This is a genomic window from Streptomyces sp. URMC 129 (assembly GCF_051386415.1).
Taxonomy (GTDB): Bacteria; Actinomycetota; Actinomycetes; order Streptomycetales; family Streptomycetaceae; genus Streptomyces.
The window spans coordinates 1-26,069 of the sequence record NZ_JBPQTQ010000041.1 but is presented as its reverse complement, the minus strand read 5'-3'; the positions used below and the strand labels follow the sequence as shown (position 1 = coordinate 26,069).

The following is a 26,069-nucleotide window of genomic DNA, read 5'->3' as shown; positions in this document are numbered from 1 at the left end:
GATGACCGAACGCGTGGGACTGCTGACCCGCGAGTACCCGCCCGACGTCTACGGCGGCGCGGGCGTCCACGTCGCCGCCCTGGTACCGGAGCTGCGCACCCGCGTGGACGTCGAGGTGCACTGCTTCGGCGAGCCACGGCCCGGGGCCCGTGCCCACCGGCCGGATCCCCGGCTGCGCGACGCGGGCGCCGCGCTGTCGACGCTGTCCACCGATCTGTCCATCGCCGCCGCGGTGGGCGACGCGGACCTCGTCCACTCGCACACCTGGTACGCCAACTTCGCCGGGCACACGGCGAAGCTGCTGCACGGCATCCCGCATGTGGTGACGGCGCACTCGCTGGAGCCGCGTCGGCCGTGGAAGGCGGAGCAGCTCGGCGGGGGATACCGGCTGTCGTCGTGGGCCGAGCGCACCGCCTACGAGGCGGCCGACGCGGTCATCGCCGTCAGCGACGGCATGCGGGCCGACGTGCTGGACTGCTACCCGGCGCTCGACCCGGCCCGGGTGCACGTCGTGCGCAACGGCATCGACACGGTCCGGTTCCAGCCGGTGCCCGGCGGCGACGCGCTGCGTGCCGCCGGCATCGACCCGGCGCGGCCCATCGTGGCGTTCATCGGGCGGATCACCCGGCAGAAGGGCCTGGACCACCTCATCGCCGCCGCCCACCTGATCGACCGCGACGCGCAGATCGTGCTGTGCGCCGGCGCCCCCGACACGCCCGGGATCGCCGAGGAGACGGCCGTCGCGGTGGCCGCGCTCGCCGCGGCCAGGTCCGGCGTCGTGTGGATCGACCGGATGCTCGCCCACGCGGAGGTCCTTCAGGTCCTCTCCCGGGCCACCGTCTTCGTCTGCCCCTCGGTCTACGAGCCGCTGGGCATCGTCAACCTGGAGGCCATGGCCTGCGGCACGGCCGTGGTGGCCTCCGATGTCGGCGGCATCCCGGAGGTCGTGGCCCACGAGGTGTCGGGACTGCTGGTCCACTACGACGAACGGGACCGGGAAGCCTACCGGCGGGACCTCGCCACGGCGGTCAACTCCCTGCTCGGCGACCCGGACCGGGCGCGGGCCATGGGCGAGGCGGGCCGGGCGCGGGCGGAACGGGAGTTCGGCTGGCGTTCGGTCGCGGAGGAGACCGTGAAGGTGTACCGCTCGGCGCTCGGGAGCCGGTGAGAGTGAGGAAGCAGGGCATGATCAGGAGACGCGGTGCCGCCGGAGCCCGGATAGGCATCCACGACGTCGGTCCGGTGGTCGGTGGCGGCGATTTCCCGTCGAAGGCCGTGGTCGGCGAGTTGATCACGGTCGGGGCGACCGTGTGGCGCGAGGGACACGACGCGGTCGGGGCCACCGTGGTGTGGCGCGGGCCGGACGACACGAAGGCGCGCACGGCCCGGATGACGTCGGCCGGCGTCGGCACCGACCGCTGGACGGCGCCGATCGTCCCCGACGCCGAGGGCGTGTGGACGTTCCGCGTCGACGCCTGGGGCGATCCGTGGCTCACCTGGCGGCACGCGGTGCTGGCGAAGACCGAGGCCGGACAGGACGCCGACGAGCTGGCCAACGACCTGGAATCGGGGGCGCGGCTGCTGCACCGGATCGCCCGCGCCGTCCGTGGCGACGACGCCAGGACGCTGCTCGCCGAGGCCGCCGCGGACCTGCGGGACGCCGGCCGGCCACTGGCGGTCCGCGTCTGCCGGGCCCTGTCCGAGCCGGTGCACCGGCTCGCCACCGAGCACCCGGTGCGGGAGCTGCTGACCAAGGGCCGCACCCACCGGATATGGGTGGAGCGCCGCCGGGCGCTCACGGGTGCCTGGTACGAGTTCTTCCCGCGCTCCACCGGTGGCCGGCACGCCGACGGCACGCCCGTGCACGGCACGCTGCGCACCGCCGCGGCGGAGCTGGACCGGATCGCGGCCATGGGGTTCGACGTGGTGTATCTGCCGCCGGTCCATCCCATCGGCGGCACCCACCGCAAGGGCCGCAACAACGCGCTGACCGCCGCGCCGGACGATGTCGGCTGCCCCTGGGCGATCGGCTCCGCCGAGGGCGGCCACGACGCCGTCCACCCCGCGCTCGGCACGCTGGACGACTTCGACGCGTTTGTGGCGCGCGCCGCCGAGCTGGGCCTGGAGGTGGCGCTCGACCTGGCGCTTCAGTGCTCCCCTGACCACCCGTGGGTCAAGGAGCACCCGGAGTGGTTCACCACCCGGCCCGACGGCTCGATCGCCTACGCCGAGAATCCGCCCAAGAAGTACCAGGACATCTACCCGCTCGACTTCGACAACGACCCGGCCGGGCTGTTCGGGGAGGTCCTGCGGGTGGTGCGGCACTGGATCGACCACGGGGTGCGGATCTTCCGCGTCGACAACCCGCACACCAAGCCGCCGAACCTGTGGGCGTGGCTGATCGAGACGGTCAAGAAGGAGAACCCCGAGGTCCTCTTCCTCGCCGAGGCGTTCACCCGTCCCGCCCGGCTCTACGGCCTGGCCCGGCTCGGCTTCAGCCAGTCCTACACCTACTTCACCTGGCGCACCTCCAAGCAGGAGCTCACCGAGTTCGGCACCGAGCTCGTCGCGCACGCCGACGAGGCCCGCCCCAACCTGTTCGTCAACACGCCGGACATCCTCCACGCGTCGCTCCAGCACGGCGGGAAGGGCATGTTCGCGCTGCGGGCGGCGCTGGCCGCGACGCTCTCCCCGACGTGGGGCGTGTACGCGGGCTACGAGCTGTTCGAGCACCGGGCCGCCCGCGAGGGCAGCGAGGAGTACCTCGACTCCGAGAAGTACGAGCTGCGCCCCCGGGACTACGCCGCCGCGCTCGCCGCCGGCGAATCGCTCGAACCGTGGCTCACCATGCTCAACGCCATCCGCGCCCGGCGCCCGGCGCTGCGGCAGCTCCGCACGCTGCGGTTCCACGGGATCGACAACGACGCGCTGATCGCGTACTCGAAGCAGGATCCGGTGACCGGCGACACCGTGGTCGTCGTGGTCACCCTGGATCCGCACCACGCCCAGCAGGGCACGCTGCGGCTCGATCTGCCCGCGCTCGGCCACCCCTGGGACGCGTCGCTCACCGCGCGCGACGAGGTGACCGGGCAGACCTGGCAGTGGGGCGAGACCGCCTTCGTGCGGCTGGACCCGGCCCACGCGGTCTGCCACATCGTGCGGCTGGACCCGCCGCCCGTGCGGCCCGGCGGCGAAGCGTGAGCGCCCAGGACGCCGCGCCGGCCCGGGAGGACGTCGACCGGCTCCTCGGCGGCGCGCACAGCGACCCCCACGCCGTGCTCGGCGCGCACCCGCACCCCTCGGGCGGGACGGTCGTGCGGGCGTACCGGCCGGACGCGGAGGCCGTCGCGGTCCTGACGGGCGGTGCCCGGATCCCGATGTCCCGCGTGACGGGCGGGCTGTTCGCCGCCGTGGTGGACGGTCCGGCGGGCGACTACCGGCTCGAGGTGCGCCACCGCGAGGGCACCGTCGTGCTCGACGACCCCTACCGGTGGCTGCCCACGCTGGGCGAGCTGGATCTGCACCTGATCTCCGAAGGCCGGCACGAGCGGCTGTGGCACGTGCTCGGGGCCCACGTGCGCCACTACGACACCCCGTCGGGCCGGGTGACGGGCACGTCGTTCGCGGTGTGGGCGCCGACCGCTCGCGGCGTCCGGGTGTGCGGCGACTTCGACGGCTGGTCGGGCGAGGCGTACCCGATGCGGTCGCTGGGCCGCTCGGGCGTGTGGGAACTGTTCGTGCCGGGTGTCGGCGCGGGCACGGCGTACAAGTTCCGCCTCCTCGGCGCCGACGGCACCTGGCACGAGAAGGCCGATCCGCTGGCGTTCCGCGCCGAGACCCCGCCCGCGACGGCGTCCGTGGTCTTCACGTCCGCGTACCGCTGGAACGACGCCGGCTGGCTGGCCGCCCGCGCCGCGTCCGCACCGCACCGCGCACCGGTCAGCGTCTACGAGGTGCACCTCGGCTCCTGGCGCCAGGGCCTCGGCTACCGCGAGGCGGCGGCCGAACTCGCGGACCACGTCACGCGGATGGGCTTCACCCACGTCGAGCTGATGCCGCTGGCGGAGCATCCCTTCGGGGGCTCCTGGGGATACCAGGTGACCTCCTACTACGCGCCGACGTCCCGGTTCGGGACACCCGACGACCTGCGTCATCTGATCGACACCCTGCACGGCCACGGCATCGGCGTGATCCTGGACTGGGTCCCCGCGCACTTCCCGCGGGACGTCTGGGCGCTGGCCCGGTTCGACGGCACGCCGCTGTACGAGCACGCGGACCCGCGCCGGGGCGACCACCCCGACTGGGGCACTCACGTCTTCGACTACGGCAGGCCCGAGGTCCGCAACTTCCTCGTCGCCAACGCGCTGTACTGGTTCTCCGAGTTCCACGTCGACGGACTGCGGGTCGACGCCGTCGCGTCGATGCTGTACCTGGACTACTCCCGGCCCGACGGGGCCTGGCTGCCGAACGCGCACGGCGGCCGGGAGAACCTGGACGCCGTCGGCTTCCTCCAGGAGCTCAACGCGACCGTCCACCGCGAGCATCCCGGCGTCATGATGATCGCCGAGGAATCCACGTCGTGGCCGGGCGTCACACGGCCGACGGAACACGGCGGCCTCGGCTTCGGCCTCAAGTGGAACATGGGCTGGATGAACGACACGCTCCGCTACAGCGGACGCGACCCCGCACACCGGTCGTACCACCACGACGAGCTGACCTTCGCCCTGACCTACGCCTGGAGCGAGAACTTCATGCTCCCGCTCTCGCACGACGAGGTGGTGCACGGCAAGGGCTCGCTGTGGGACCGCATGCCGGGCGACCGGTGGCACAAGGCCGCGGGACTGCGGACGCTGCTGGCCTACACATGGGCCCACCCGGGCAAGCAACTTCTCTTCATGGGTGGCGAGTTCGGCCAGCCCGGCGAATGGTCGCACGAGCGGTCGCTCGACTGGGACCTGCTCGGCGATCCGGCACACGCGGGGATCGCGGCCCTGGTCGGCGACCTGAACCGGCACTACCGCGCGACTCCCGCCCTCCACGCGGCCGACCACAGCCCCGATGGGTTCTCCTGGATCGAGGCCGACGACCGCGCCGGCAACGTGTTCAGCTTTCTCCGCCTCGACCCGGCCGACCCCGGACAGCGGGTGCTGGCCTGCGTGGCGAACTTCGCGGGCACCGCGCACCAGGACTACCGGATCGGCCTGCCGGCCGCCGGTGCCTGGCGCGAAGTCCTCAACACCGACGCCGAACACTACGGCGGGTCCGGCACGGGCAACCTCGGCACGGTCACCGCGACCGACCGGCCCTGGCACGGCCGTCCCGCCTCGGCGGTCATCCGGGTACCGGCGCACGGCACGCTGTGGCTGGAGCCGGTGGCGGCCACGCCGCCGGGGAGCCGCCCGTGAGGCGGCGGCCACCGGGCTTCGTCCGGGCACCCGGGTCTTGACGGCCCCTGGGGCGCCGTACGAGCAGCGCATCACCGGGGCGTGAACGGCCGGGGCCGCGCCCGGCCGGGATCCGAGACTCCGGCTGCGAGCCCGCGGTGAGAGGTGAGGGCGGTGGCCCGGACCGGTGCCTTGCCTGGTCCGAGGGGGTAGTCGCCGGACCGGATCGCAACGAGCTCTAGTGTCTCCCCTGTGACGGAACTTCCCTCGTACCTCGCGGCGACAGTGGATGCCTACGACGCCATCGCCGTTCGCTACGCCGATCTCATCCGTGACTCGCTCGACCATCTGCCCCTGGATCGCGCGGTTCTCGCCGCGTTCGCCGAGTTCGCGCGAGCCGCTGATGCCGGGCCCGTCGCCGAACTGGGGTGTGGCCCCGGCTATGTGACGGCCCATCTGCGGGACTTGGGGCTGGACGTTTTCGGTGTCGACCTGTCGCCGGTGATGATCGGCCTGGCCCGCGAGGCTTACCCGGACCTGCGGTTCGAGGTCGGCTCGATGGATGCCCTGGACCTGGCCGACGGCGCTCTGGGCGGCATCGTGTCCTGGTACTCGGTCATCCATGCTCCGCCGGAGGACATACCGTCCTACTTCGCCGAGTTCCGCCGGGTCCTGGCCCCGGGCGGCGCCCTCCTGTGTGGCTTCTTCGAGTCCGGGGGCGGGCCGGTGGCCGCGTTCGACCACAAGGTGACGACGGCCTACCGATGGCCGATCGACGACCTCGCCGGGCTGGCCCGCGAGGCGGGATTCGCCGAGGCCGGCCGGATGCTGCGCGAGCCCCACGAGGACGAGCGGTTCCGCCGGGGGCATCTGCTGATGCGGGCGCGGTAGACACGCCGGGGCGCGCCTCGTCGCCCGGTGACAAGCCGGTGCGCGCGCGCCGCGAAGGCCGTGATGAATCCGGGGACACCGGGTGCGGGCCCATGGCCTTCCGGCGCACCGCTCCCGCACAGTGGAGGCCGTTGGCAGCGGTGTGCGCGCGGAGGGGTGGACATGGCCGCAGGGAACGGGATCAGCAGACGTTCGGTGGTGGCGGGAGCGTTATGCGCGCCGCTGCTGGCGGGAGCGGGGGCGGGGGCCGCGCGGGCGACGGCGCCTCGGGTGACGGCCCCGGGGGTGACGGCGACGCCGCTGCGGTCGGCGGACGGCACGCTGTGGATGGCCACCCCCTCGGGGATTTCCGGCGGGCGGGTGCTGGGCCTCGCCATCGACGAGGAGGACCACACCCGCAACTACTACGCGCTGTGGTCGGAGCGGGAGGGAATGGTACCGGCGGTCCCTCCGGTGGACGGCGTGCGCCCCACCGTGACGGAGATCAACTCCCGGGGGGCGATGGCGGGTCACCGGACGTCGGCGCCCGGCGCGGACGACGTCACGGCGATGGTGTGGGGTCCGGGCGGAACCCGGCCGAGGGAGGTGGGCGGCCCCGGCTCCACGGCCGGGACCGTGAACGAGGTGGGGCAGTTCACCGTTCAGCAAGTGGTCGAGAACGAGGACGGCACCACGGGCGCACGCCTGTACCTGTACACGGGGACACGCCGGCAGGCCATCGAGCCGCCCCTCCCGGCGCCGGACTACCAGCCGTTCGCGCTGGGGCTCAGCGACCTGGGACACGTCTTCGGCATGACGGCGCCGGAGTACGACCCGTGCGACACGGACGCGGAGTGCCCGCCGTACCGCGCTCCCACGGCCTTCTTCTGGCACCGGGGGCAGGCCACGGATGTCACTGGGATCGCCCCGGACGGCCGCGTCCCCCTCTTCCGGGCGATGAACGGCTGGGGAACGGTCATCGGCGAGTACACGGGGGGCTCCGGGAGGAACCAGGTCTTCGTCTTCCGGGACGGGCAGGCGAGCACGGTGTCCAGCGCCGGGGGCCTGGAGCTCGGGCTCACCGGACGCGACTGGCTGATCAACCGCTGGGGGGATTTCGTGGGGTACCGGCGGCCGGGGTGGAGCGACGGTGCGCAGCCGTTCCTGTGGTCCGGGGGCGAGATGTCGTTCCTCCCCGTCCCCGACGGGTACAGCGCGTCGGGGAGCGCCGTGAACAGCCGCCGGGACGTCGCAGGCTGGTGCCGGGACCGGGCGGGGGTCAAGCGCCCGGCGCTGTGGCGGAACGGGCGGCTGGTCGACCTGGGCCTCCCGGACGGCTTCGGCGCGGGCGAGGCCACCCATGTGACGGAGGACGGCCAGGTGTTCGGCTGGGTCGAGACCGAGCCGAATCATCGGTTCGGCTTCCACTGGCGCGTCGACGGCTGAGGCCCGCGGGCTGTCGCGGCGACCGCCCGCGGACCGGCGGGCCCGGGCGGGGCACGGCGCGCACGGACGACGGTACGTGACCGCCCGGCCACAGCAGGTGCGGTTTCGGTGGGGCCCGTCCGGGATACTCGCCGCAGCGGCGAGCCTCCGCGGGCTGGCCTGGGAGGTTCGATGCCCACCGCAGCCATCGAGGACTACGCGCTGATCGGCGATCTGCGGACAGCCGCCCTGGTCGGCAGGGACGGCTCGATCGACTGGCTGTGCCTGCCCGACTTCGACTCGGCGGCCTGCTTCGCGGCCCTGCTGCACGACGAACGCGCCGGACGCTGGCGGCTCGGCCCGCGGCGCGGAGGGCCGGCCACCCGCCGGCGTTACCGCGGCGACTCCCTGGTGCTGGAGAGCGAGTGGGACACGCCCGAGGGCGTGGTGCGCGTGGTGGACTGCATGCCGCCGGGCCGCGACGCGCCCGCCGTGGTCCGCATCGTGGAAGGCGTCTCCGGCAGGGTGCCGATGCGCACCGAGCTGTGCCTGCGCTTCGACTACGGGCACATCAGGCCGTGGGTGACCCGGGAGGACGGGGACCTGCGCGCGGTGGCGGGCCCCGACGCGGTATGGCTGCACACCCCGGTCGGCACGCACGTGCGGCCCGACACGACGACCTGGGCGGACTTCACCGTCGAGGCCGGGCAGCGCGTCCCGCTCGTGCTGACCCACCAGCGCTCGCACCTGCCGGCGCCCGAGCCCGCCGAGGGGCTGAAGGCGGTGGCCGACACCGAGCGCTTCTGGACGTCCTGGATGACGGCGTGCGACTACGACGGGGAGTGGGTGGCCGAGGTGCGGCGCGCCCTGGTGGTGCTCAAGGCGCTCACCTACGCGCCGACCGGCGGCATCGTCGCCGCCGCCACCACCTCGCTCCCCGAGCGCCTGGGCGGTTCGCGGAACTGGGACTACCGGTACTGCTGGCTGCGCGACGCGACGTTCACCCTGCAGGCGCTGCTGGACACCGGCTTCGTGGCCGAGGCGTGGGCCTGGCGCGAGTGGCTGCTGCGCGCGGTCGCCGGCGACCCGGCCGAGCTGCGGATCATGTACGACCTCGACGGCTCGCGGCGGGTGCCCGAGCAGACCCTGGACTGGCTCGACGGCCACCACGGCTCGGCACCGGTGCTGATCGGCAACGCCGCCGCCGATCAGCACCAGCTCGACACGTGGGGCGAGGTGCTGGAGAGCCTGCACCTGGCCAGGGAGACCGGGCTGGCCCCGTCCGAGTCGGCCTGGAACCTCCAGCGCGCGCTGCTGGAGCACCTGGAGGGCCACTGGGACCAGCCCGACAACAGCCTGTGGGAGGTGCGGGGCGACCGCCGGCACTTCGTGCACTCGAAGGTGATGGCCTGGACCGGGTTCGACCGGGGGGTGCGGGCGGTGCGCGATCTGGGCCTGCCCGGGGACGCCCGCCGGTGGGCGGCGCTGCGCGACCAGGTGCACGCCGAGGTGTGCGAGCGGGGGTACGACAGCGAGCGGAACACCTTCACCCAGTTCTACGGCTCGCGGGGGGTGGACGCCGCGCTGCTGCTCCTGCCGCGCACGGGCTTCCTGCCCTGGAGCGACCCGCGGATGCGCGGCACGGTGGACGCGGTGCGGCGCGAACTGGGCGAGAACGGGCTCGTGCGGCGCTACGCCAACGAGGCGGACGGCAACGTCGACGGCCTGCCGGGCGACGAGGGCGCCTTCCTCGCGTGCAGCTTCTGGCTGGCCGACGCCCTGCACGGGACCGGCCGCACCCGTGAGGCGCGGGAGCTGTTCGAACGACTGCTGTCGCTGCGCAACGACGTCGGCCTGCTGAGCGAGGAGTTCGACGTGCGGGCGGGGCGGCAGCTCGGCAACACCCCCCAGGCGTTCAGCGCCGTCGGCCTGGTCAACACCGCCCGTTACCTCTCCGGCAGCCCCATCGCCACCCTCGCCGACGGGAAGTGAGCGTCCGGCAGCTGTGCGGGCATGAGGGCACGCACATCGCGCACGCCAGGACCGTCGCGGTGCCCCTTCACCCGCGGCGGCGCGACCGGCGTCATCGCGTGGACGTCCCGCCCCGGCGCCGAACCGGCGAAGTCCGGTGCCGCGGTCCGGGGCGCGACGGATCCGCCCGGAGCCGCCCTGCGACCCGCACCGGCTGGCGGGCACCCGCCCGGTACGAGGTGCGGGAGTGGCCGCGGACGATCCGGCCTCGGTCCGCGTCGGCCGGTTCCCGGCCCATCCGCCGCGGGCGTGACGCGCGCTCGCGGAGCCGGTCTCGATCGCGCGGTGACTGATGCCCGGCGGCTGCCGTCCGGACACCGGCGACCCCGCGCGCACGCCGCGCATTGGACGGCGCGAGGCCCACGCCGGGTGACCGTGATCGCCCCTTGCCCCGCGGGCAGGGCCCTGTATATCGTCATGAAAATCATTCCCATCATCACATCCGGCGAAGGGCTTCATCAGTCCTGCCCGGATCCGTCACGGCCGCCGCCCGGTGATCCGTGCACACCGAGCGCGAAGGAAGCCGCCGTTGTCCGTCAGCAGACCGACCGCCCGCCGGTTCCCGCGGGTGCTGACCGGTGTCCTGGGGGTCGCGATCCTGGGCACGTTCCTCGTCTCCGGCGCGACCGGCCCGGCGGAGGTGCCGTTCACCGACGTGGCGCGCATCGTCGCCGGGCATCTGATACCCGACGCGCCCTGGATGCGCGACGGGTCGGTCACCCGGCTCCAGGACCAGGCCGTCTGGCAGTTCCGGCTGCCCCGGACGCTGCTGGCCGGGCTGGCCGGGGCCGGGCTCGCGCTGGCCGGGGCGCTGATGCAGGCGGTGGTGCGCAACCCGCTGGCCGAGCCGTACGTCCTGGGCGTCTCCGCGGGCGCCGGCGTCGGGGCCGTCGCCGTGATCACCCTCGGCTCCGCCGCCGTGGCCGGACTGGCGCTCAGCAGCGCCGCGTTCGCCGGCGCGCTGGCCGCGACCGCCGCGGTCTACCTGCTGGCCCGGCAGCAGGGCCTGCTGGCGCCGACCCGCATGATCCTGTCCGGTGTGGCGCTCGGCTCCCTGCTCAGCGCCGTGACCAGCTACCTGACGCTGACGACCGAGGCGCAGAACGTCTTCAGCGTGCTGTTCTTCCTGCTGGGCAGCGTCTCCGCGGCCACCATGGGCCAACTGGCCGTCCCCGCCGTCGCGCTGACCGCGGTCACCCTCTACGCCCTGGCCAACACCCGGGCGCTGAACGCCCTGTTGATCGGCGACGAGAGCGCCACCGCGCTGGGTGTGAACGTCAGCCGCCTGCGGACCCGGCTGATGGTCGCCGCCTCCCTGCTGACCGGTGCCATCGTCTCGGTGAGCGGCGGCATCGGCTTCGTCGGGCTGGTCGTCCCGCACACGGCCCGCATCCTGGTCGGCGCGGACCACCGCCGGATGCTGCCGGTCGCGATCCTGGGCGGGGCGCTGTTCCTGATGGCCGCCGACCTGCTGGCCCGGACGGTCGCGGCCCCCACCGAGATCCCGCTGGGCATCGTCACCGCCGTCGCGGGCGCCCCGTTCTTCCTCTGGCTGATCCGTCAGGGTCGTGCCGCCCGGGCGGGGATGCTGCGGTGATCGTCGAATTCTCGGACGTCGGCATCGCGATCGGCGGCAGCGGGATCGTGCACGGCGCGACGTTCCGCGTCGAACCCGGGCAGGTCGCCGGGCTGATCGGCCCCAACGGCAGCGGCAAGTCCACGCTGCTGCGCAGCCTGTACCGGGTCGCCCGGCCGCACACCGGGACCGTCCGGGTCGGCGGGGAGGACGTGTGGCGGCTGCCGCCCAGGACCGTGGCCCGGCGGATCGCCGTCATGACGCAGGAGACCACCGCCGACTTCGATCTCGGGGTGCTGGACGTCGTGCTGCTCGGCCGCCTGCCGCACCAGCGCGGCTTCGGCGGCGACTCCCCGCACGACCTGGCGCTGGCCGAACGCGCCCTCGCCCGGGTCGGCGCCACCGCGCTCGCCGAACGTCCCTTCGCCGCGCTGTCCGGCGGCGAGAAGCAGCGCGTGCTGCTCGCCCGGGCGCTGGTCCAGGAGAGCCAGGTGCTGGTGCTGGACGAGCCGACGAACCATCTGGACATCGCGTTCCAGCTCGAACTGATGCGCATCGTCGGCGACCTGGGGCTGACCACGCTCGCCGCGCTGCACGACCTGAACCTGGCGGCGGCCCACTGCGACATCGTCGCCGTCCTGCGGGCCGGGCGCGTCGTCGCCCACGGCCCGCCGGCGCGGGTGCTGACACCCGCGCTGATCCGCGAGGTGTTCGGCGTCCGGGCCCACCGGCTCACCCACCCCGGGACCGGCAGGCCGCTGATCGCCTTCTCCTCGCCCCCGCCTCCGGAACCCTCCGGAACTCCCGGACCACCGCACGACCGCACCACCAAGGAGCACGCGCCATGACCCACTCCCCCCGCCCCCGGCCGCGCACGGCCACCGGCGTCCTTCTCGCGCTCGGCCTCGCCGGCGCCCTGACGGCCTGCGGATCGGGAGTGACCGAGCCGGCCGACGACCAGCGGGAGGACGACGGCCGGGCCGCGACCACGGTCCGCAACTGCGGCCGGGAGATCACCGTCTCCGGCACCCCGGAGGCGGTCGTCGGACTTCACCCCGCCCAGACCGAACTGCTGCTCCGCCTGGGCCTGGGCGAGCGGATCGCCGGGCAGGCGCAGACCGACGCCGCGCCGCTGCCGGAGGACCTGCGGGCGGCGGCCGAGTCGATCCCCGTGCTCAGCGACGAGGCCCCGCCGACCCGGGAGGTCCTGCTGGGCGCCGCACCGGACTTCGTCTTCGCGCCCACCGCCTACGAGTTCACCGCCGAACAGGGCTTCGCCAGCCTGGCGCAGCTGGACGACGCGGGCGTCGACGCCTACATCGCCACCGGCGGCTGCGCCGACCGCCGCATGACGGGCACCGTCGACGACCTCTTCACCGACCTGGAGAACCTCGGCCGTGTCTTCGGCGCCGAGGACGCCGCCGCACGCCTGGCCGACGAGGCCCGCGCCACGCTGGACGACACCGCGCGACGGCTCGAAGGCCGGGAACCGCTGACGGTCGCCCAGGTCTACGTGGAGGGCGACACGCTCTCCGCGATCGGCGCCGGCATCGAGTACGACATCGTCCGGCTCGCGGGCGGCGACAACGTGTTCGCTCCCGAGGACCCGGCGTTCGCCGACTTCTTTGCCGCGCAGATCAACCCCGAGGTGCTGGCCGAACGGGACCCGCAGGCGCTGGTGTTCACCGTCAACAGCCCCGAACACGAGCAGGCCACCCGCGACTTCCTGACCACCACGTTCCCGGACCTGGACGCGGTGCGGAACGACCGGCTGATCGCGGTGTCCGGCCCGGACGTCTTCCCCGGCACGCTGGGCAACGTCGACGCGGTCGCCGCGATAGCGCGCGGTCTGTATCCCGAAGCGTTCTGATCCCCGGTGCTGCACGGCCGACTGCTCCGGCTCGCCGGCGCGGTGACCCTGCCCGTCCTGGCCGGCGCCCTGATGTCGCTGGGCGTCGCCGCGGCCTCCGTGGGGCACGCCGTCGCGGTGGCGCACGCGCTGGGGCACCTCTTCTCCGGCGCCGGGGACGCCGCGGTGACCGCGCTGGTGTGGGCGGCGGCGTTCCTGGTGCTGCGCGCCGCCCTGCTCGGGCTGGCGGAGCCGCTGCGGGTGCGGTGCGGCATCGCCGTCCGGGTCCGGCTGCGGGACCGGCTGGTCGCCCGGCTCGGGGAGCTGGGCCCGGCGTACGCGGCCGGGTCCCGGGCCGGGCGCGTCCAGGCGACGCTGGTCTCCGGGGTGGAGGGGCTGGACGCCTACTACTCCCGTTACCTGCCGCAGCTCCTGGTCGTGCTGATCGTGCCGCCCGCCGTCGTGGCCTGGCTGTGCACCCTCTCGGTGCCCGCCGCCGCGGTGCTCGCCGGCGCGGTCGCCGTCGCCGTGATCGTGCCCCGGTTCTGGGACGCGACGCTGCTGCGGCGCGGCCGGGACCGCTGGGCGGGCCTGACCCGGCTCAGCGCCGACTATCTGGAGGCCACCCAGGCGATCCCGACCCTGCGCGTGCTCGGCGCGGGGGAACGCGTCGGCGGCCGACTGGCCCGGCAGGGGCGGCGGCTGTACCGGGCGACCATGGCGCAGCTCCGCACCTCGCTGGTGGAGGGCGGGCTGAGCGCGCTGGCGGTCCACGCGGGGACGGCGGCCACGCTCGTCGTGGTCAGCCGGTCCGCGCTGACCGGCACGGCCCCGCCGGCGCACGCCTTCCTCTTCCTGCTCGGCGCCCGCGAATGCTTCCGGCCGCTCGCGGACCTGTCCTCGGCGTGGCACGCCGGCTACCTCGGCCTGACCGCCGTGGACGGCATCGACGAACTGCTCACGGCCGCGCCCCGGGTCCGCGACACGGGCACCCGCCCCCTCCCGACGGGGGGTGCGCGGCCGGAAGGCCCGGAGATCCGGTTCGACCGCGTCACCTACGCCCACCCCGGCGCGCCCGGTGCGGCGCGGCCGGCGCTGGACTGCCTCACCCTGCGCTGCCCCCCGGGCGGCCTGCTGGGCATCGTCGGGCCCTCCGGCGCGGGCAAGAGCACCCTGGCCCGGCTCCTGCAACGCCTCGACGACCCCGACGACGGCCGGGTGCTGCTCGCCGGCCACCCGCTGCCCGGCTACTCCCTGGCCGCGCTGCGCGCCGCGGTCGCCGTCGTGCACCAGGACCCCTATCTCTTCCACGCCAGCGTCGCCGACAACCTCCGTCTCGCTCGGCCCGACGCCACCGACGAGGAGCTGCGGCACGCGGCCCGCCTCGCGCAGGCCCACGCGTTCATCACCGCGCTCCCCCGGGGCTACGACACCGTGCTCGGTGAACGCGGCAGCTCGCTCTCCGGCGGCCAGCGCCAACGCCTCGCCCTGGCCCGGGCGTTCGTCACCACGGCGCCGGTCCTCGTGCTGGACGAGGCCACCTCCCACCTCGACGCGCCGACCGAACGGGCGATCACCCGGGCGCTCACCACGGAGCTGGCCGACCGCACCCGTGTCGTCATCGCGCACCGGCTCGGCGCCGTCCGCGACGCCGACGTGATCGCGGTGATCGCCGACGGGCGGGTGGCGGAGACCGGCAGCCACGACCAGCTCATGGCCCGCCCGTCCGGCCTCTACCGCGCCCTGGTGCGGCGCCAGGAAGCCGCGTGACGGCCCTGCGGCGGCTGCTGCCGCATCTCGCCCGGCACCGCGCCGTGTTCCTGTGGACCCTGGCCGCCAACCTCGCGGTGCAGCTCGGGGTGCTGGCGCTCGGGCTGCTCGGCGCCCTGACGCTCTCCCTCGCGCTGCGCGGCGAGGCGTCCGCCGTGGGACCGCTGTCGGCCGCGCTGGTGCTGACCGCCGTGCTCTGCGCGCTGGCCACCTGGCGCGAGTCGTACGTCGCGCACGATCTGGCCTACCGGATCCTGGCCGACCTGCGGGCCCGCGTGTTCGCCGCGCTGCGCCAATCGCTGCCCGCCCGCCGGGACCCGCGGCGCAGCGGCGACCTCGGCGCGGTGGCGCTGTCGGACGTCGAGACGCTGGAGTGGCTCTTCGCGCACACGGCCGCCCAACTCCTGGTCTCCGGCGTGCTGCTGGCCGTCACCACGGCGTTGTCGCTGCTGCTCGCCCCGTGGCTGATCCTGGCCTGGCTGCCGTGCCTGCTGCTGATCGCCGCGCTCCCCTGGCTGTTCGGCCCGGCGGCGGCCCGCCGCGGCGCGGCGCTCACCGCGGCCAACGCCGCGCTGCACGCCGACATCGTCGACACCGTGCAGGGCATGCGGGAGCTCGCGGGCGCCGGCGGGGACGCCCTGGAACGGCGGCGCGCGGCCCTGGCCGGCGCGACCCGCGCACTGACCCGCGCCCAGGCGCGCACCGCCCGGCTGAGCGGCGCGGAGGCGGCGCTGTCGGACCTGGCCGTCGCCGCCGCCGGCACGACGGCGCTGGCTCTCGTCGCCGGACGGACGGCCGGTCTCGACCCCACGCTGGCGCCGGTGGCGTTCACGCTGGCCACCGTGGCGCTCGGACCCATCGGCCAGATCTCCGCGCTGCTGCGGAACGCCGGAACGCTGCGCGCCGCCGCCGCACGCGTCGCCGAGGTGCTCACCACCCCACCCGCCGTGCCCGAGCCCGCGCGCTCCCCCGGCCCGGCGCGCGGGGCGCTCGTCTTCGACGGGGTCGCCTTCCGCTACGCCCCGTCCGGGCCGGCGGTGCTGGAACGGGTCAGCTTCACCGTGCGGCCGGGCGAGACGGTCGTCCTGACCGGGCCGTCCGGGAGCGGCAAGTCCACCTGCGTGAGCCTGGCCCTGCGCCTGTGGGACCCCGACGACGGCACCGTCAGCATCGGCGGCGTGGACCTGCGCGACCTGAGCGACGCCGACCTGCGAGCGAGCATCACCGCCGTGCCGCAGCGGATCGACCTGCTCACCGGCACCATCGCCGACAACGTGCGGCTGGCGCGGCCCGACGCCCCGCCGGAGCGCGTCCGCGAGGCCGCCGCCGCGGCCGGGCTGCTCGACCCGGCGTGCGGCCTGCCGCAGGGGCTCGGCACCCCGGTCGGCGAAGGCGGGAACGGGCTCTCCGGCGGCCAGCGGGCCCGGGTCGCCCTGGCCCGCGCCCTGCTCACCGACGCCCCGGTCCTCATCCTCGACGAGGCCCTGGCGCACCTCGACGCGCACGCCGAGGCCGCCGTGCGCGCGGCGCTGCGCCACCGGGCCGACGGGCGGGCGACGCTGGTGGTGGCCCACCGCACCGCCACCATCCGGGCGGCGGACCGGGTGCTGGTGCTCCGGGACGGCACGATCGAGGAGGCCCGGCCGGGGGTCACTGACCGCGCGGCTGGGTGAAGCGCAGCATGTTGCCGGAGGGGTCGCGGAAGGCGCAGTCCCGGACGCCGTAAGGCTGGTCGGTCGGCTCCTGCAGCACCTCGCCGCCGGCCGCGCTGATGCGCTCGAAGGTGGCGTCGCAGTCGTCGGTGGCGAAGATGACGCCGCGCAGGAGGCCCTTGGCCAGCAGCTCCGCCATGGCCTGCCGGTCGGCGGGTGAGGCGTTCGGGTCCGCGAGGGGCGGTTCGAGGACGATGTTCACATCGGGCTGCGACGGCGCGCCGACGGTCACCCAGCGCATGCCCTCGAACCCGACGTCGTTGCGTACTTCCAGGCCGAGGATGTCCCGGTAGAAGGCGAGAGCCTTGTCGTGGTCGTCGACGGCGATGAAGCACTGGGAAAGGGTGATGTCCATGTGCTTCACGCTACGGGCGGGGCCGGGGTTTCGCTTCTCCGTTCCTGACCGGTCGCGTGTGGATCTTGGCGACGCAGGCCGGGATGGCGGCGCCCTCGTCATGGGAGCGGGCCCGGTACGCGCTCGGGCTCTCGCCGACCAGCTCGGTGAACCGTGAGCTGAACGACCCCAGCGAGGTGCAGCCGACCGCGAAGCAGACCTCCGTCACCGACAGGTCGCCGCGCCGCAGCAGCGCCTTGGCCCGCTCGATGCGGCGCGTCATCAGGTAGCTGTACGGCGTCTCCCCGAAGGCGGCGCGGAAGCTGCGGGAGAAATGGCCCGGCGACATCAGCGCGGCGCGCGCCAGCGCCGGAACGTCGAGCGGCTCGGCGTACGCGCGGTCCATCAGGTCACGGGCCCGCCGCAGCCGGACCAGGTCCTCCAGCTTCACCCGACCACCATCCCACACCGCCCCGCGCGGCCGGGACGTTCCCCGTGGCGGGAGCGGAGCCGATCACCGTGCGGGGGCCCGCTGTTCGGACGGGCCGGCCGGTTAGCATGGGCTGATGAGCGAGTCACCCGTTCCCTCGGCGCTGCAGGCTTTCGCGCGGGTCGGGCAGCGGCTGCCGAGTCGGCACGGCCTGAGCCGGGAGGAGGTGGAGGCTTCCCAGCGCGCCCGTCTCCTGGTCGCGTTCCTGGAGACCACGGCGGAGAAGGGGTACGCCTCCGTGACGATCGGTGACATCGTGGAGCGCGCCAGCACGTCCCGGGAGGCGTTCTACCGCCAGTTCCCCACCAAGCAGGCGTGCTTCCTCGCCGCGTTCCGGGAGGGCGCCACGGCCGGGCTCAGCCAGGTGGCCGGTCCGCTTCAGGAAGTGCCGTACACGGACTGGCGGACCGGGGTGCGGGTGTCGCTGCGGGCCTACCTGACGTTGCTGGCGGCCCACCCCAAGGCGGCCTGGACGTTCATGATCGAGGCCCTGGCCGCCGGTCCCGAGGTCGCCGCGCTGTACACGAGGCGGTCGACGCGCATCGCCGAGCTGTACCGGCTGACGTACAACCACGTGGTGCGCGGTGCCGACCCGAGCCGGCCGGAACTGCCGGACGACGCCTTCGACATCCTCGTCGGCGGCATGGCGGAGCGCATCCGCCACTGCCTCCACACCCGGGGTGCCGAGGCGATCCCCGAGCTGGAGCCGGCGTTCCTGGCCACGATCTTCGCGCTGTTCGGCGAGAAGCCCGAGCGGCGGCCAGGCGACACCTGAGCGTGCCGGGGGCGGCGGCGCGTTCGGCCGAGTCCGCCGGGTCAGCCGAGCACGAACGGGATCCTCGCGGCCAGTTCGCCCAGCGCGGCCCTCTCGGCGTCCGTGGGAGCGCGCCGTCCCGTGCCGACCAGCAGCGCGTCCCGGTCGGAGAACGACGCCGGAAACGGCGCCCCGGCGATCTTCTCCAGCGACGCGCGGGCGGCGGCGAGCGTCTCGGCGGGCGGCCCGGCGGCCGAGGGCAGGTGCGCGATCAGGTCGAGGTGGTGCACCGTCCACTCCATGACGTACGCGGACAGGTAGTCGCCGGCCGTCAGCACGTCGTCGCGGGTGCTGACGCGGACGCCCGGGTCGGCCAGTTCGGCGGCGCGCCCGGCGGCGGAGCCGACGTCGTCGAAGTGGAACGCGAGCCACCGCGGCTCGCCGTACGCGGCGGCCAGCCGGGGAATCAGCGCGTCGAGCGGGTCCTCGCCGGTCGGGGGCTCCACCAGGCGCCAGTAGGTGACCGCGTCCACGGTCGGTTCGGCTTCGGTGGGCGTGACCAGCGTGATCAGGACGTCCTGGGCGTCGATGACCAGGTGGCACACGAGGTCCCGCACGAGCCAGCCGGCGCACCCGGAGGGCCGTTCCCAGTCCTGGTCGGAGAGGGCGCCGACCGCCGTGCGCAGCGCCGTCCAGGAGCGCGAGAAGAGATCCACTCCGGCACGCTAGCCCCTCACCGGAACGGCGGACAAACGCTGTGGGGCGGCCGGCCGGTTCGCCCGGCCCGCCTCAGGCGGTGGAGCCCAGGTAGGGCTCGGACTCGCCCAGGCCCTCGTCGCTGGTGCGGGTCCCGGCGCGCACCCTGTCCTTCTGCTTCTTGCGGAGCTCCGGGTGGGCCTCCGAGGGCCTGTCGTAGCCGTAGCGCTGCCGGGCCTCGGCGGGGGTGAGCGTCTCCGGGGTCCGCGGCGGGAGGCGCAGCAGCATCGGGCCCGCGATCGGCACCGTGCGCGGCGAGAGCACGGCGAGCAGGATCAGCTCCAGCCGCCGGCTCAGATGGACGACGCGGAATCCCACGCGCATCACGGGCACGAGCAGCGCGTCCACCAGGCGGGACTGGCGCAGCCCGGCCATCTCGCGCATCCACCGGGGCATGGTGGCGATGGTCGCCTTGTCGATCACGGCGGAGACGATCTCGGCCACGAACCCCATCGGCCACCGCATGTCGGGCAGCATGACCTTGCTGTCCAGCAGGTGATTCATGGCGTGGCGGGCCATCTCGGAGCCCACCAACCGCGGACGCGTCGCCTCGAAGTACTGCCGGATGCCCGCACGGGTCCGGGGCACGTCGGCCGGGTCGCAGGTCTGCAACTCGGCCGCGACCGCGCACTCCTCCCAGTAGCGGGCCTCCTCCTCGGGCGGCAGCCTGCCCGGCCCGTACTTCTCGTACGCGTACAGGATCGAGTGCCAGGCGGTGAGGAGGATCCACAACTGGGAGTGGGGGTCGTTGGCGTCGTACTCCTTGCCGCTGAGCGGTTCGGTGCCGACGGCTTTGGAGTGCACCTTCACCAGCACGTCGGCGGCCTTGGCGGTGGTGCGGGTGTCGCCGAACGCCACCAGGGCGAAGTAGGTCAGGGTGCGGCCGTAGCGGGTGCGGGGCCGCCGGAACATGTCGTAGGTGGCGGTGACGGCGGTGACCAGGGCCGGGTCGAGTTCCTCGATGACCACGGCACGCTGGAAGCCGACGGTCAGGGAGGTGGGGTAGCTCCACACCTTCCAGGTGACCGAGTCGGGTCCGAAGAACCCGTAGTCCTCGGCGGGCTGGATGTCCTTCCGGCGGGGGAGGGCGAACTTTTCGGTCATGGACTGCGCTCCTAGGTGTGCGGGGCGGAGGACGCCAGCGCGCCGGTGGGTGCGGGGACGGCCACCGGCGTGGGCGGGAGCGGACCGGGGCGGCACGGCCTCGACGAGGGACGGGAACGGGTGCGCGTGCCCACTCCGTCCCACGGCCGGACTTTCAAGAACTCGGCGGTTCTCCAAAAACGCTAGGCTTCCCCTCCGGGCGCGTCAACGGTCGTCCCACGGGCCGGTCGTTTCCTGACCGCACGTGACAGCCCGGGCCGAGCGGCTTGTCACCTCCCGCACGCCCCTTCCGGCCCCGCCGCGCCGCCGGTCAGTGCGGCGAAGCGGCCCCTCGGACCTCCGCCCCCGTTGAGCCGCCCCGGCGGCCCCGGCCGGGAGCGTGAGACATTGAACCGTGAACAGCCGGGAGAGGGAGAGAACGGTGAGCGGCGCGACGACCGGTGTGCGACGGGGTGGTGCGGTGCGGCGGACCATGCGGGGGCGTGACCCGGAGGAGGAACATCGCGCCGCGACACCGCTGGAGCTGCTGTTCGACCTGACCTTCGTGGTCGCGGTCGCCCAGGCCGCCGCCGAGTTGCACCACACGCTGGCGGAGGGGCACGTCGGCACGGCTCTGGCCGGGTACGCCTCGGTGTTCTTCGCGGTGTGGTGGGCCTGGATGAACTTCACCTGGTTCGCGTCCGCCTACGACACCGACGACGTGCCCTACCGGTTGCTGACCCTGGTTCAGATGGCCGGGGTGCTGGTCCTGGCCGCGGGCGTGCACGACGCCTTCGTGGACGGTGACTTCACCGCCGTGGTGGTCGGCTACGTGATCATGCGGGTGGCGATGGTCTCCCAGTGGCTGCGGGCCGCCGCGGAACACCCGGGGGGCCGGGCCGCGGCCCTGCGGTACGCCGCCGGGATCGCCGTGGTGCAGGCGGGCTGGATCGCGCGGCTGTGGACGGACGGCGCGTGGGCGTGGGTCACGTTCCTGGTGCTGGTGGCCGCGGAGCTGGCGGTGCCGGCCTGGGCGGAGTACCGCGGCCGGGCCACCGGCTGGCACCCCGGCCACATCGCCGAACGGTACGGGCTGTTCACCATCATCGTGCTGGGCGAAGTCATCCTCGCCGCGCTCGCGGCGGTCCGGTCCGCCGTGACCGACCGGGGCCTGTCCGGAGAGCTGCTGATGATCGTCGTGGGCGGGCTGCTGCTGGTCTTCGGCCTGTGGTGGATCTACTTCACCGGCCAGGACGTCGCCCTGCCCGGCCTGCGTACCGCGCTGGGCTGGGGATACGGCCACTACCTGGTGTTCGCCGCGCTGGCCGCCATCGGCGCCGGGCTGGGGGTGGCCCTGGACGCCACCGAGCACCACGCCCACCTGAGCGACCGGGGCGCCGGGCTGGCGGTGGCCGTGCCGGTGGCGATCGTCCTGGCCGCCCTGGAGGTCCTGCACCGCCTGACCGGCACCGGCGCCGTCGGACACCCGCTGCTGGTGGTCGTCGGCACGTCGGCCGTTCTGGCGCTGGGCCTGGCCGCGCCGGCCCTCGGGGTGGGCGGCGCGGTGCTGGGCATGGGCCTGGCCGTCGCCGCCACCCTGGCCGCCCAGCTGATCACCGTCCACCGCCGCACCGCCGGTCGAGCGGTGACCTGACCGGCGGGAACCGACGCCCCCGACGCCGCCCGCGAAGGAAACGCGTCGGCGGGAGACTTACGGGGCGCGGCGGATGGTGAAGCCGTCCGCCGGCGTGCCGGAGAAGAGGTCGGGGAGCCGGCCGTCGATCACGTACGTGCCGTACGGGGTGACGGCCGCCGTGGTGGGGAGGGGGTCGGGCCAGGGGGCGTGCTGTGCCACGGCCGTGGCGGTGGCCCGGCCGGGGAACGCGCCAGCCACGGCCACGGCGCCCAGCGCGGCGACCGCCGCGCGGCGCGCGACCGCGCGGCGGTCTCCGTCTCGACCGGGTGCGGTCATCGGATCCTCCCCACGTCGGCCTGCCCCGCGTTCCCTTGCTGAACGTCCGGACCGCCGCCCGGGGTGCCCGCGTCGGCGGGACGGCCGACCGGTGGGGTGGCGCACGCGGCCTCCTACCATGGGGACCTCGAACGCTGCGGGAAGGAACTCGGCTGTGCGGCCACTGGGGAGCGTGGGGCGGAGTGCGCGGCCCGCGGGCGCCGCGCCTCTCGGCGGGTGCGCGGTGACGCTCCCGTGACGCGGGACGCGTCGTCCCCCGGGGCAGCACCGGCCCCGGCCGTGTCGGTCGGCCCCCGTCGCGGTGTGCCGTGGGTCGCGGCGCGGGCCGCGACGTCACCCTGGGGCCGTCTGGTGCTGCTCGCGCTGTTCCTGGCCGTCGCCGCCTGTGCGGTGGTGGTGATCGGGCCGGACCGTCTGCTCCGCCCGCGCACCGGCGGGTGGTCCTGGCCGCTCTTCGTGGCGGTCTACGCGCTGGGCACGCTGGCGTTCGTGCCGAAGCCCGCGCTCAGCGCCGCCGCCGGTGCGCTGTTCGGCGTCGGCCACGGGGTGCTCCTGGCCGCCGCGGGCACCACGCTGGGCGCCCTGCTCGGCTTCGCCCTCGGACGCCTCCTCGGGCGCGACGCGCTGCGGCCGGTGCTGCGCTCCGGAATGCCGGCCGCCCTGGAACAGCGGCTGTCGGACCGCGCCTTCACCAGCGTTCTGATGCTGCGGCTGCTGCCGGTCATGCCGTTCGCCGTCGTCAATCTGGGGGCGGCCTTCTCGCGGGCGCGGTGGCTGCCGTTCGCCGTCGCGACCCTGCTGGGCACCCTTCCGGGCAACGCGGTCTCGGTGCTGACCGGCGCGTCGGCCGCCACGCCGTCCTCCGCCTGGCTCTGGGCGCCCGCCGCCGCCTGGGGTGCGCTGCTGGGAGCGTGGGTCCTGCGGCGCGTGGTCCTCCGTCGTACGGGACGGGCCCGCGCCGGTGGAGCGCCGGACGAGCACCGAACGGCTCCCGCCGTCCGGTGAACGCCCGGCCGTCGTCCCGGGATGGGCGGAGCCCGTCCGGGCCTCGCGGTCACGACGGAGGGTGCGCCCCCGGAGGAGACGCGGGTGCCGCGCCGCGCGCCTCCCGCTCCACCGGCCCAGATTCGACATGCGTCTATGTTGACAGGCGTCGATACGGGTGCCAAGGTGCGTTGTATCGATGGATGTCGATCCACCGGACGCAGAGCGAAAGAGCGAAGGAGTCACCCATGTCCGAGCCCACCGGCCTGCCCGTCGCCGTCATCGGTGCGGGTCCCGTCGGCCTGGCCGCAGCCGCCCACCTCACCGGGCGCGGCATCACCCCGCTGGTGCTGGAGGCCGGCCCCGTGGCCGGCGCCGCCGTGCGGGAGTGGGGACACGTCCGCCTGTTCTCCACCTGGGGCGAACTGGTCGACCCCGCCGCCGAGAAGCTGCTGGCCCCCACCGGCTGGACCCGCCCCGGGCCCGGCGGTTACCCGACCGGCGCCGAGTGGGCCGAGCGCTACCTCCAGCCGCTGGCCGACGCGCTCGGGGACCGGGTGCGGTACGGCGCCCGCGTCACCGGCGTGGCCCGCGCCGGGCGCGACCGCGTGGTCGACTCCGGTCGCGCCGAGCAGCCCTTCACCGTCCACCTGGCGACCGGCGAGCGCGTCACCGTCCGGGCCGTGATCGACGCCTCCGGCACCTGGGCCACGCCCAACCCCCTGGGCGCGGACGGCTGTCCGGCCACCGGAGAGGCCGCGGCGGCCGACCGCCTGGCCTACCGCGTCCCCGACCTCGACGACCCGGCCGTCCGGGCCCGGTACGCCGGGAAGCGCACCGCCGTCGTCGGCGCCGGTGCCTCCGCCTTCACCGCGCTCGCGGCCCTGGCCAGCCTCGCCCGCGACGAGCCCGGCACGCACGCCGTGTGGGTGCTCCGCCGGGGCATCGGCGAGGGCACGTTCGGCGGCGGCGAGGCCGACCAGCTCCCCGCCCGGGGCGCCCTGGGCCTGCGGGCCAAGGCGGCGGTCGAGGCGGGCCACGCCTCCTCGGTCAGCGGCTTCCGCACCGCCGCCGTCGAGCGCGACGGCGACCGGCTGGTCCTGGTGGCCGAGGACGGCCGCCGCACCGAGCCGGTCGACCAGGTGATCGTGCTGACCGGCCTCCGCCCCGACCTGTCGTTCCTCTCCGAGGTCCGGCTCGGCCTGGACGAACGGCTCTCCGCCCCCGTCGCGCTGGCGCCGCTGATCGACCCCAACGTCCACTCCTGCGGCACCGTGTACCCCCACGGCGTCAAGGAGCTGGCCCACCCCGAGGCGGGCGTCTTCCTCGCCGGAATGAAGTCCTACGGCCGCGCCCCGACGTTCCTCGCGCTGACCGGTTACGAGCAGGTGCGCTCCATCGCCGCCGCCCTCGACGGCGACCACGAGGCCGCCGCCCGCGTGGAGCTGACCCTGCCCGAGACCGGAGTCTGCGGCGGCGCGGGCCTGTTCGACGAGACCGGCGCCGAGAGCGCGGGCGGCTGCTGCGCCCCGGCCCCCGCCCTGGTCCAGCTCGGCACCCGGCCCGGGCCCCCGGACCCGGACCCGGCGGTGAGGTGAGCGCTCGGGGGCGGGTACCGGCGGGACCCGCCGCCTCGGCGACGCCCTCCCACGGGTGGTCCGCGCCCACGAAGGGGCGTGCGCCCACGCCCTCGCGCCGTTCCGGGGTGTCGCGTGCTCCGGTCGCTCCCCGTGCGCCCGTCTCGCCGCGGCGGCAGCGGGGCATGACCCGCACACGTCACCACCCTGGCGACGACGAGGAGGAACACGCACCCATGAGAGAGAGACATCGGCCCGCGCGCGGAACCCGGGTGTCACGGACCGGCCCGCGCGGGCGCCTGATATCCGTGGCGGGATCCCTGCTCTGCCTGCTCGCCCTCCCCCTGACGGCCGCCGCCCCCACGGCGCGGGCCGCCGACGCCCCGGCCCCCGCTCAGGCGCTGTTGTGCCGGGGCACGGTGACCGTTTCCTACGATCCCCCGCTGACCTCCGTCCCGAAGCCGACGCGGGTGTCCGGCAGGGAGGACTTCGTCTGCCTCAGCGGCGGCGTCACCGGAGGCTTCGCGGCCGACAGCTACGGGACCACGGCGGGCTGCACCTCTCTGCGGCTGTTCACCGTGTCGACCACGACGTACTTCTGGGACACCGGGCAGACGAGCCACGTCACCTACACCACCACCGCGATCGAGCGACTCGTCAACGGCACCGTGCTGGTCACCGAGCAGGGCACCGTGACCGGCGGGCTGCACCAGGGGCGCACGGCCGTCTACCAGATGGTCCTGCCCCAGCCCGACCTCCTGGCCTGCCTGGGCGACGGCGTGAGCCACCTGAGCGGAACCGAGGTGCTGACCTTCGTCTGAGCGTCGGCCGTCCGCCCCTGCGCCGTCCACGCCCGGCGCCCGTTCCCCCGCACGACCCGCGCGGGGGAACCGCCGGTGTACCGGGCACGGCCTCAGTTCGTCGAGGGCCGCGACGTCGGCGACCTCGGCGGCGCGGATCAGCGGGTCCTGGCGGGCGGAGCGGCAGGGCCGGCGAAGTGGACCCGTTTCTCCGGGTCGCGAGGGCCCCCCGCGTGCCCGTCGTCAAAGTCACGTCAAGGGGGCGGGACGGAATCCGGGCCGGGGAGTAGGGTGGGCGAGGTTGTACGGAAGGCACCTCGTTCGGTGAGGCGTCTGCACGGACACAGGCCACTGATCCCACCCGTCGAGAGACGCTCCGGATCAGGACAGGTCTCCCCGGCCCAAGGGGTGACCCCAAGTGGCTTCCCGGCTCGCCGGCCGGGATCACGCCGTGCAGTGCCAAAGCTCTGACGAGTTGGGGTGAACCAGCCGTTCCCGGCTCCCCGGGACTGGTCCCCCTGCCGCGTCGATGACGACACCGACCGTCGTCGGTGTCACCGGCCGGAAGGAGGCGAGTGATGGACGGCAGTAGTCCGGGCCATGAGCGGCTCTGTTCCGCCGTGCCCGTCACCCGCCCCGCCGCCGCTGCCGGTACCGCTGGTCCCGCGCCCGCCGGCCGGTAACCGCCCCCCTTTACCCCCC

General features: G+C 74.7%; 21 protein-coding genes and 1 riboswitch. Of the genes, 16 read left to right on the top strand and 5 right to left on the bottom strand.

Features of this window, described 5'->3' with window-relative positions; translation table 11 throughout:
* Position 1: 1 nt before the first annotated feature.
* The 11 genes from glgA to ACSNOC_RS11250 all read left to right on the top strand — a co-directional run bounded on the left by glgA (position 2) and on the right by ACSNOC_RS11250 (position 16,578).
* Positions 2-1,168: a glycogen synthase gene (gene glgA / locus ACSNOC_RS11300; protein WP_436747212.1), complete on the top strand. Its 1,167-nt coding sequence runs from the start codon at positions 2-4 to the stop codon at positions 1,166-1,168.
* A gap of 17 nt (positions 1,169-1,185) precedes the next feature.
* A complete protein-coding gene (locus ACSNOC_RS11295) occupies positions 1,186-3,201 on the top strand; it encodes an alpha-1,4-glucan--maltose-1-phosphate maltosyltransferase (protein ID WP_436747211.1) in 2,016 nt (671 codons plus the stop codon).
* Entirely contained in the window at positions 3,198-5,405 is a 2,208-nt protein-coding gene (gene glgB / locus ACSNOC_RS11290) for a 1,4-alpha-glucan branching protein GlgB (protein ID WP_436747210.1), read from the top strand. The genes ACSNOC_RS11295 and glgB overlap by 4 nt, the downstream gene beginning before the upstream one ends.
* Before the next feature lie 231 nt (positions 5,406-5,636).
* A complete protein-coding gene (locus ACSNOC_RS11285; RefSeq protein ID WP_436747209.1) occupies positions 5,637-6,275 on the top strand; it encodes a class I SAM-dependent methyltransferase in 639 nt (212 codons plus the stop codon).
* Positions 6,276-6,437: 162 nt separating this feature from the next.
* Positions 6,438-7,700 carry a hypothetical protein gene (locus ACSNOC_RS11280; protein ID WP_436747208.1) on the top strand — a complete coding sequence of 421 codons (1,263 nt, stop codon included), beginning with the start codon at positions 6,438-6,440 and terminating at the stop codon, positions 7,698-7,700.
* Positions 7,701-7,871: 171 nt separating this feature from the next.
* The gene (locus ACSNOC_RS11275; protein ID WP_436747207.1) at positions 7,872-9,671 is read left to right on the top strand and encodes a glycoside hydrolase family 15 protein; all 1,800 of its coding nucleotides are present in this window, start codon (positions 7,872-7,874) and stop codon (positions 9,669-9,671) included.
* A 568-nt stretch (positions 9,672-10,239) separates the two neighbouring features.
* The gene (locus ACSNOC_RS11270; RefSeq protein WP_436747206.1) at positions 10,240-11,307 is read left to right on the top strand and encodes a FecCD family ABC transporter permease; all 1,068 of its coding nucleotides are present in this window, start codon (positions 10,240-10,242) and stop codon (positions 11,305-11,307) included.
* Complete coding sequence (locus ACSNOC_RS11265; protein ID WP_436747205.1) at positions 11,304-12,134, top strand: ABC transporter ATP-binding protein; 831 nt, start codon at positions 11,304-11,306, stop codon at positions 12,132-12,134. The genes ACSNOC_RS11270 and ACSNOC_RS11265 overlap by 4 nt, the downstream gene beginning before the upstream one ends.
* Entirely contained in the window at positions 12,131-13,156 is a 1,026-nt protein-coding gene (locus ACSNOC_RS11260; protein WP_436747204.1) for an ABC transporter substrate-binding protein, read from the top strand. The genes ACSNOC_RS11265 and ACSNOC_RS11260 overlap by 4 nt, the downstream gene beginning before the upstream one ends.
* A gap of 6 nt (positions 13,157-13,162) precedes the next feature.
* Positions 13,163-14,905, top strand: a complete 1,743-nt coding sequence (locus ACSNOC_RS11255; RefSeq protein WP_436747203.1) for an ABC transporter ATP-binding protein/permease — start codon at positions 13,163-13,165, stop codon at positions 14,903-14,905.
* Positions 14,902-16,578 (top strand): ABC transporter ATP-binding protein, encoded by a 1,677-nt coding sequence (locus ACSNOC_RS11250; RefSeq protein ID WP_436747202.1) that lies wholly within the window; start codon positions 14,902-14,904, stop codon positions 16,576-16,578. Before ACSNOC_RS11255 ends, ACSNOC_RS11250 begins: the two co-directional genes overlap by 4 nt.
* On the opposite strand, the gene ACSNOC_RS11245 is transcribed toward ACSNOC_RS11250, so the two are convergent.
* Both ACSNOC_RS11245 and ACSNOC_RS11240 read right to left on the bottom strand, forming a co-directional pair.
* A complete protein-coding gene (locus ACSNOC_RS11245) occupies positions 16,556-16,972 on the bottom strand; it encodes a VOC family protein (protein WP_436747201.1) in 417 nt (138 codons plus the stop codon). The genes ACSNOC_RS11250 and ACSNOC_RS11245 overlap by 23 nt on opposite strands.
* A 10-nt stretch (positions 16,973-16,982) precedes the next feature.
* Positions 16,983-17,402: a helix-turn-helix domain-containing protein gene (locus ACSNOC_RS11240; RefSeq protein ID WP_436747200.1), complete on the bottom strand. Its 420-nt coding sequence runs from the start codon at positions 17,400-17,402 to the stop codon at positions 16,983-16,985.
* Positions 17,403-17,517: 115 nt separating this feature from the next.
* Between ACSNOC_RS11240 and ACSNOC_RS11235 the strand changes: the two genes are divergently transcribed.
* Positions 17,518-18,216, top strand: coding sequence for a TetR/AcrR family transcriptional regulator (locus ACSNOC_RS11235; protein ID WP_436747199.1), 699 nt, complete (start codon positions 17,518-17,520; stop codon positions 18,214-18,216).
* Between the two features lie 41 nt (positions 18,217-18,257).
* Here ACSNOC_RS11235 and ACSNOC_RS11230 read toward each other — a convergent pair whose 3' ends face one another.
* Positions 18,258-18,911 carry a maleylpyruvate isomerase N-terminal domain-containing protein gene (locus ACSNOC_RS11230; protein ID WP_436747198.1) on the bottom strand — a complete coding sequence of 218 codons (654 nt, stop codon included), beginning with the start codon at positions 18,909-18,911 and terminating at the stop codon, positions 18,258-18,260.
* A gap of 73 nt (positions 18,912-18,984) precedes the next feature.
* Positions 18,985-20,055 (bottom strand): oxygenase MpaB family protein, encoded by a 1,071-nt coding sequence (locus ACSNOC_RS11225; protein WP_436747197.1) that lies wholly within the window; start codon positions 20,053-20,055, stop codon positions 18,985-18,987.
* A 472-nt stretch (positions 20,056-20,527) separates the two neighbouring features.
* Here ACSNOC_RS11225 and ACSNOC_RS11220 point away from each other — a divergent pair, with 472 nt between their 5' ends.
* Complete coding sequence (locus tag ACSNOC_RS11220; RefSeq protein WP_436747196.1) at positions 20,528-21,688, top strand: low temperature requirement protein A; 1,161 nt, start codon at positions 20,528-20,530, stop codon at positions 21,686-21,688.
* Positions 21,689-21,745: 57 nt separating this feature from the next.
* Here ACSNOC_RS11220 and ACSNOC_RS11215 read toward each other — a convergent pair whose 3' ends face one another.
* Entirely contained in the window at positions 21,746-22,006 is a 261-nt protein-coding gene (locus tag ACSNOC_RS11215; protein ID WP_436747195.1) for a hypothetical protein, read from the bottom strand.
* A 303-nt stretch (positions 22,007-22,309) separates the two neighbouring features.
* Here ACSNOC_RS11215 and ACSNOC_RS11210 point away from each other — a divergent pair, with 303 nt between their 5' ends.
* The 3 genes from ACSNOC_RS11210 to ACSNOC_RS11200 all read left to right on the top strand — a co-directional run bounded on the left by ACSNOC_RS11210 (position 22,310) and on the right by ACSNOC_RS11200 (position 25,388).
* Positions 22,310-23,011, top strand: coding sequence for a TVP38/TMEM64 family protein (locus ACSNOC_RS11210; RefSeq protein ID WP_436747194.1), 702 nt, complete (start codon positions 22,310-22,312; stop codon positions 23,009-23,011).
* A 227-nt stretch (positions 23,012-23,238) separates the two neighbouring features.
* Positions 23,239-24,588: an NAD(P)-binding domain-containing protein gene (locus tag ACSNOC_RS11205; RefSeq protein WP_436747193.1), complete on the top strand. Its 1,350-nt coding sequence runs from the start codon at positions 23,239-23,241 to the stop codon at positions 24,586-24,588.
* Between the two features lie 287 nt (positions 24,589-24,875).
* Complete coding sequence (locus tag ACSNOC_RS11200; RefSeq protein WP_436747192.1) at positions 24,876-25,388, top strand: hypothetical protein; 513 nt, start codon at positions 24,876-24,878, stop codon at positions 25,386-25,388.
* Between the two features lie 288 nt (positions 25,389-25,676).
* Positions 25,677-25,854, top strand: a riboswitch (M-box (ykoK) riboswitch).
* Positions 25,855-26,069: the final 215 nt, after the last annotated feature.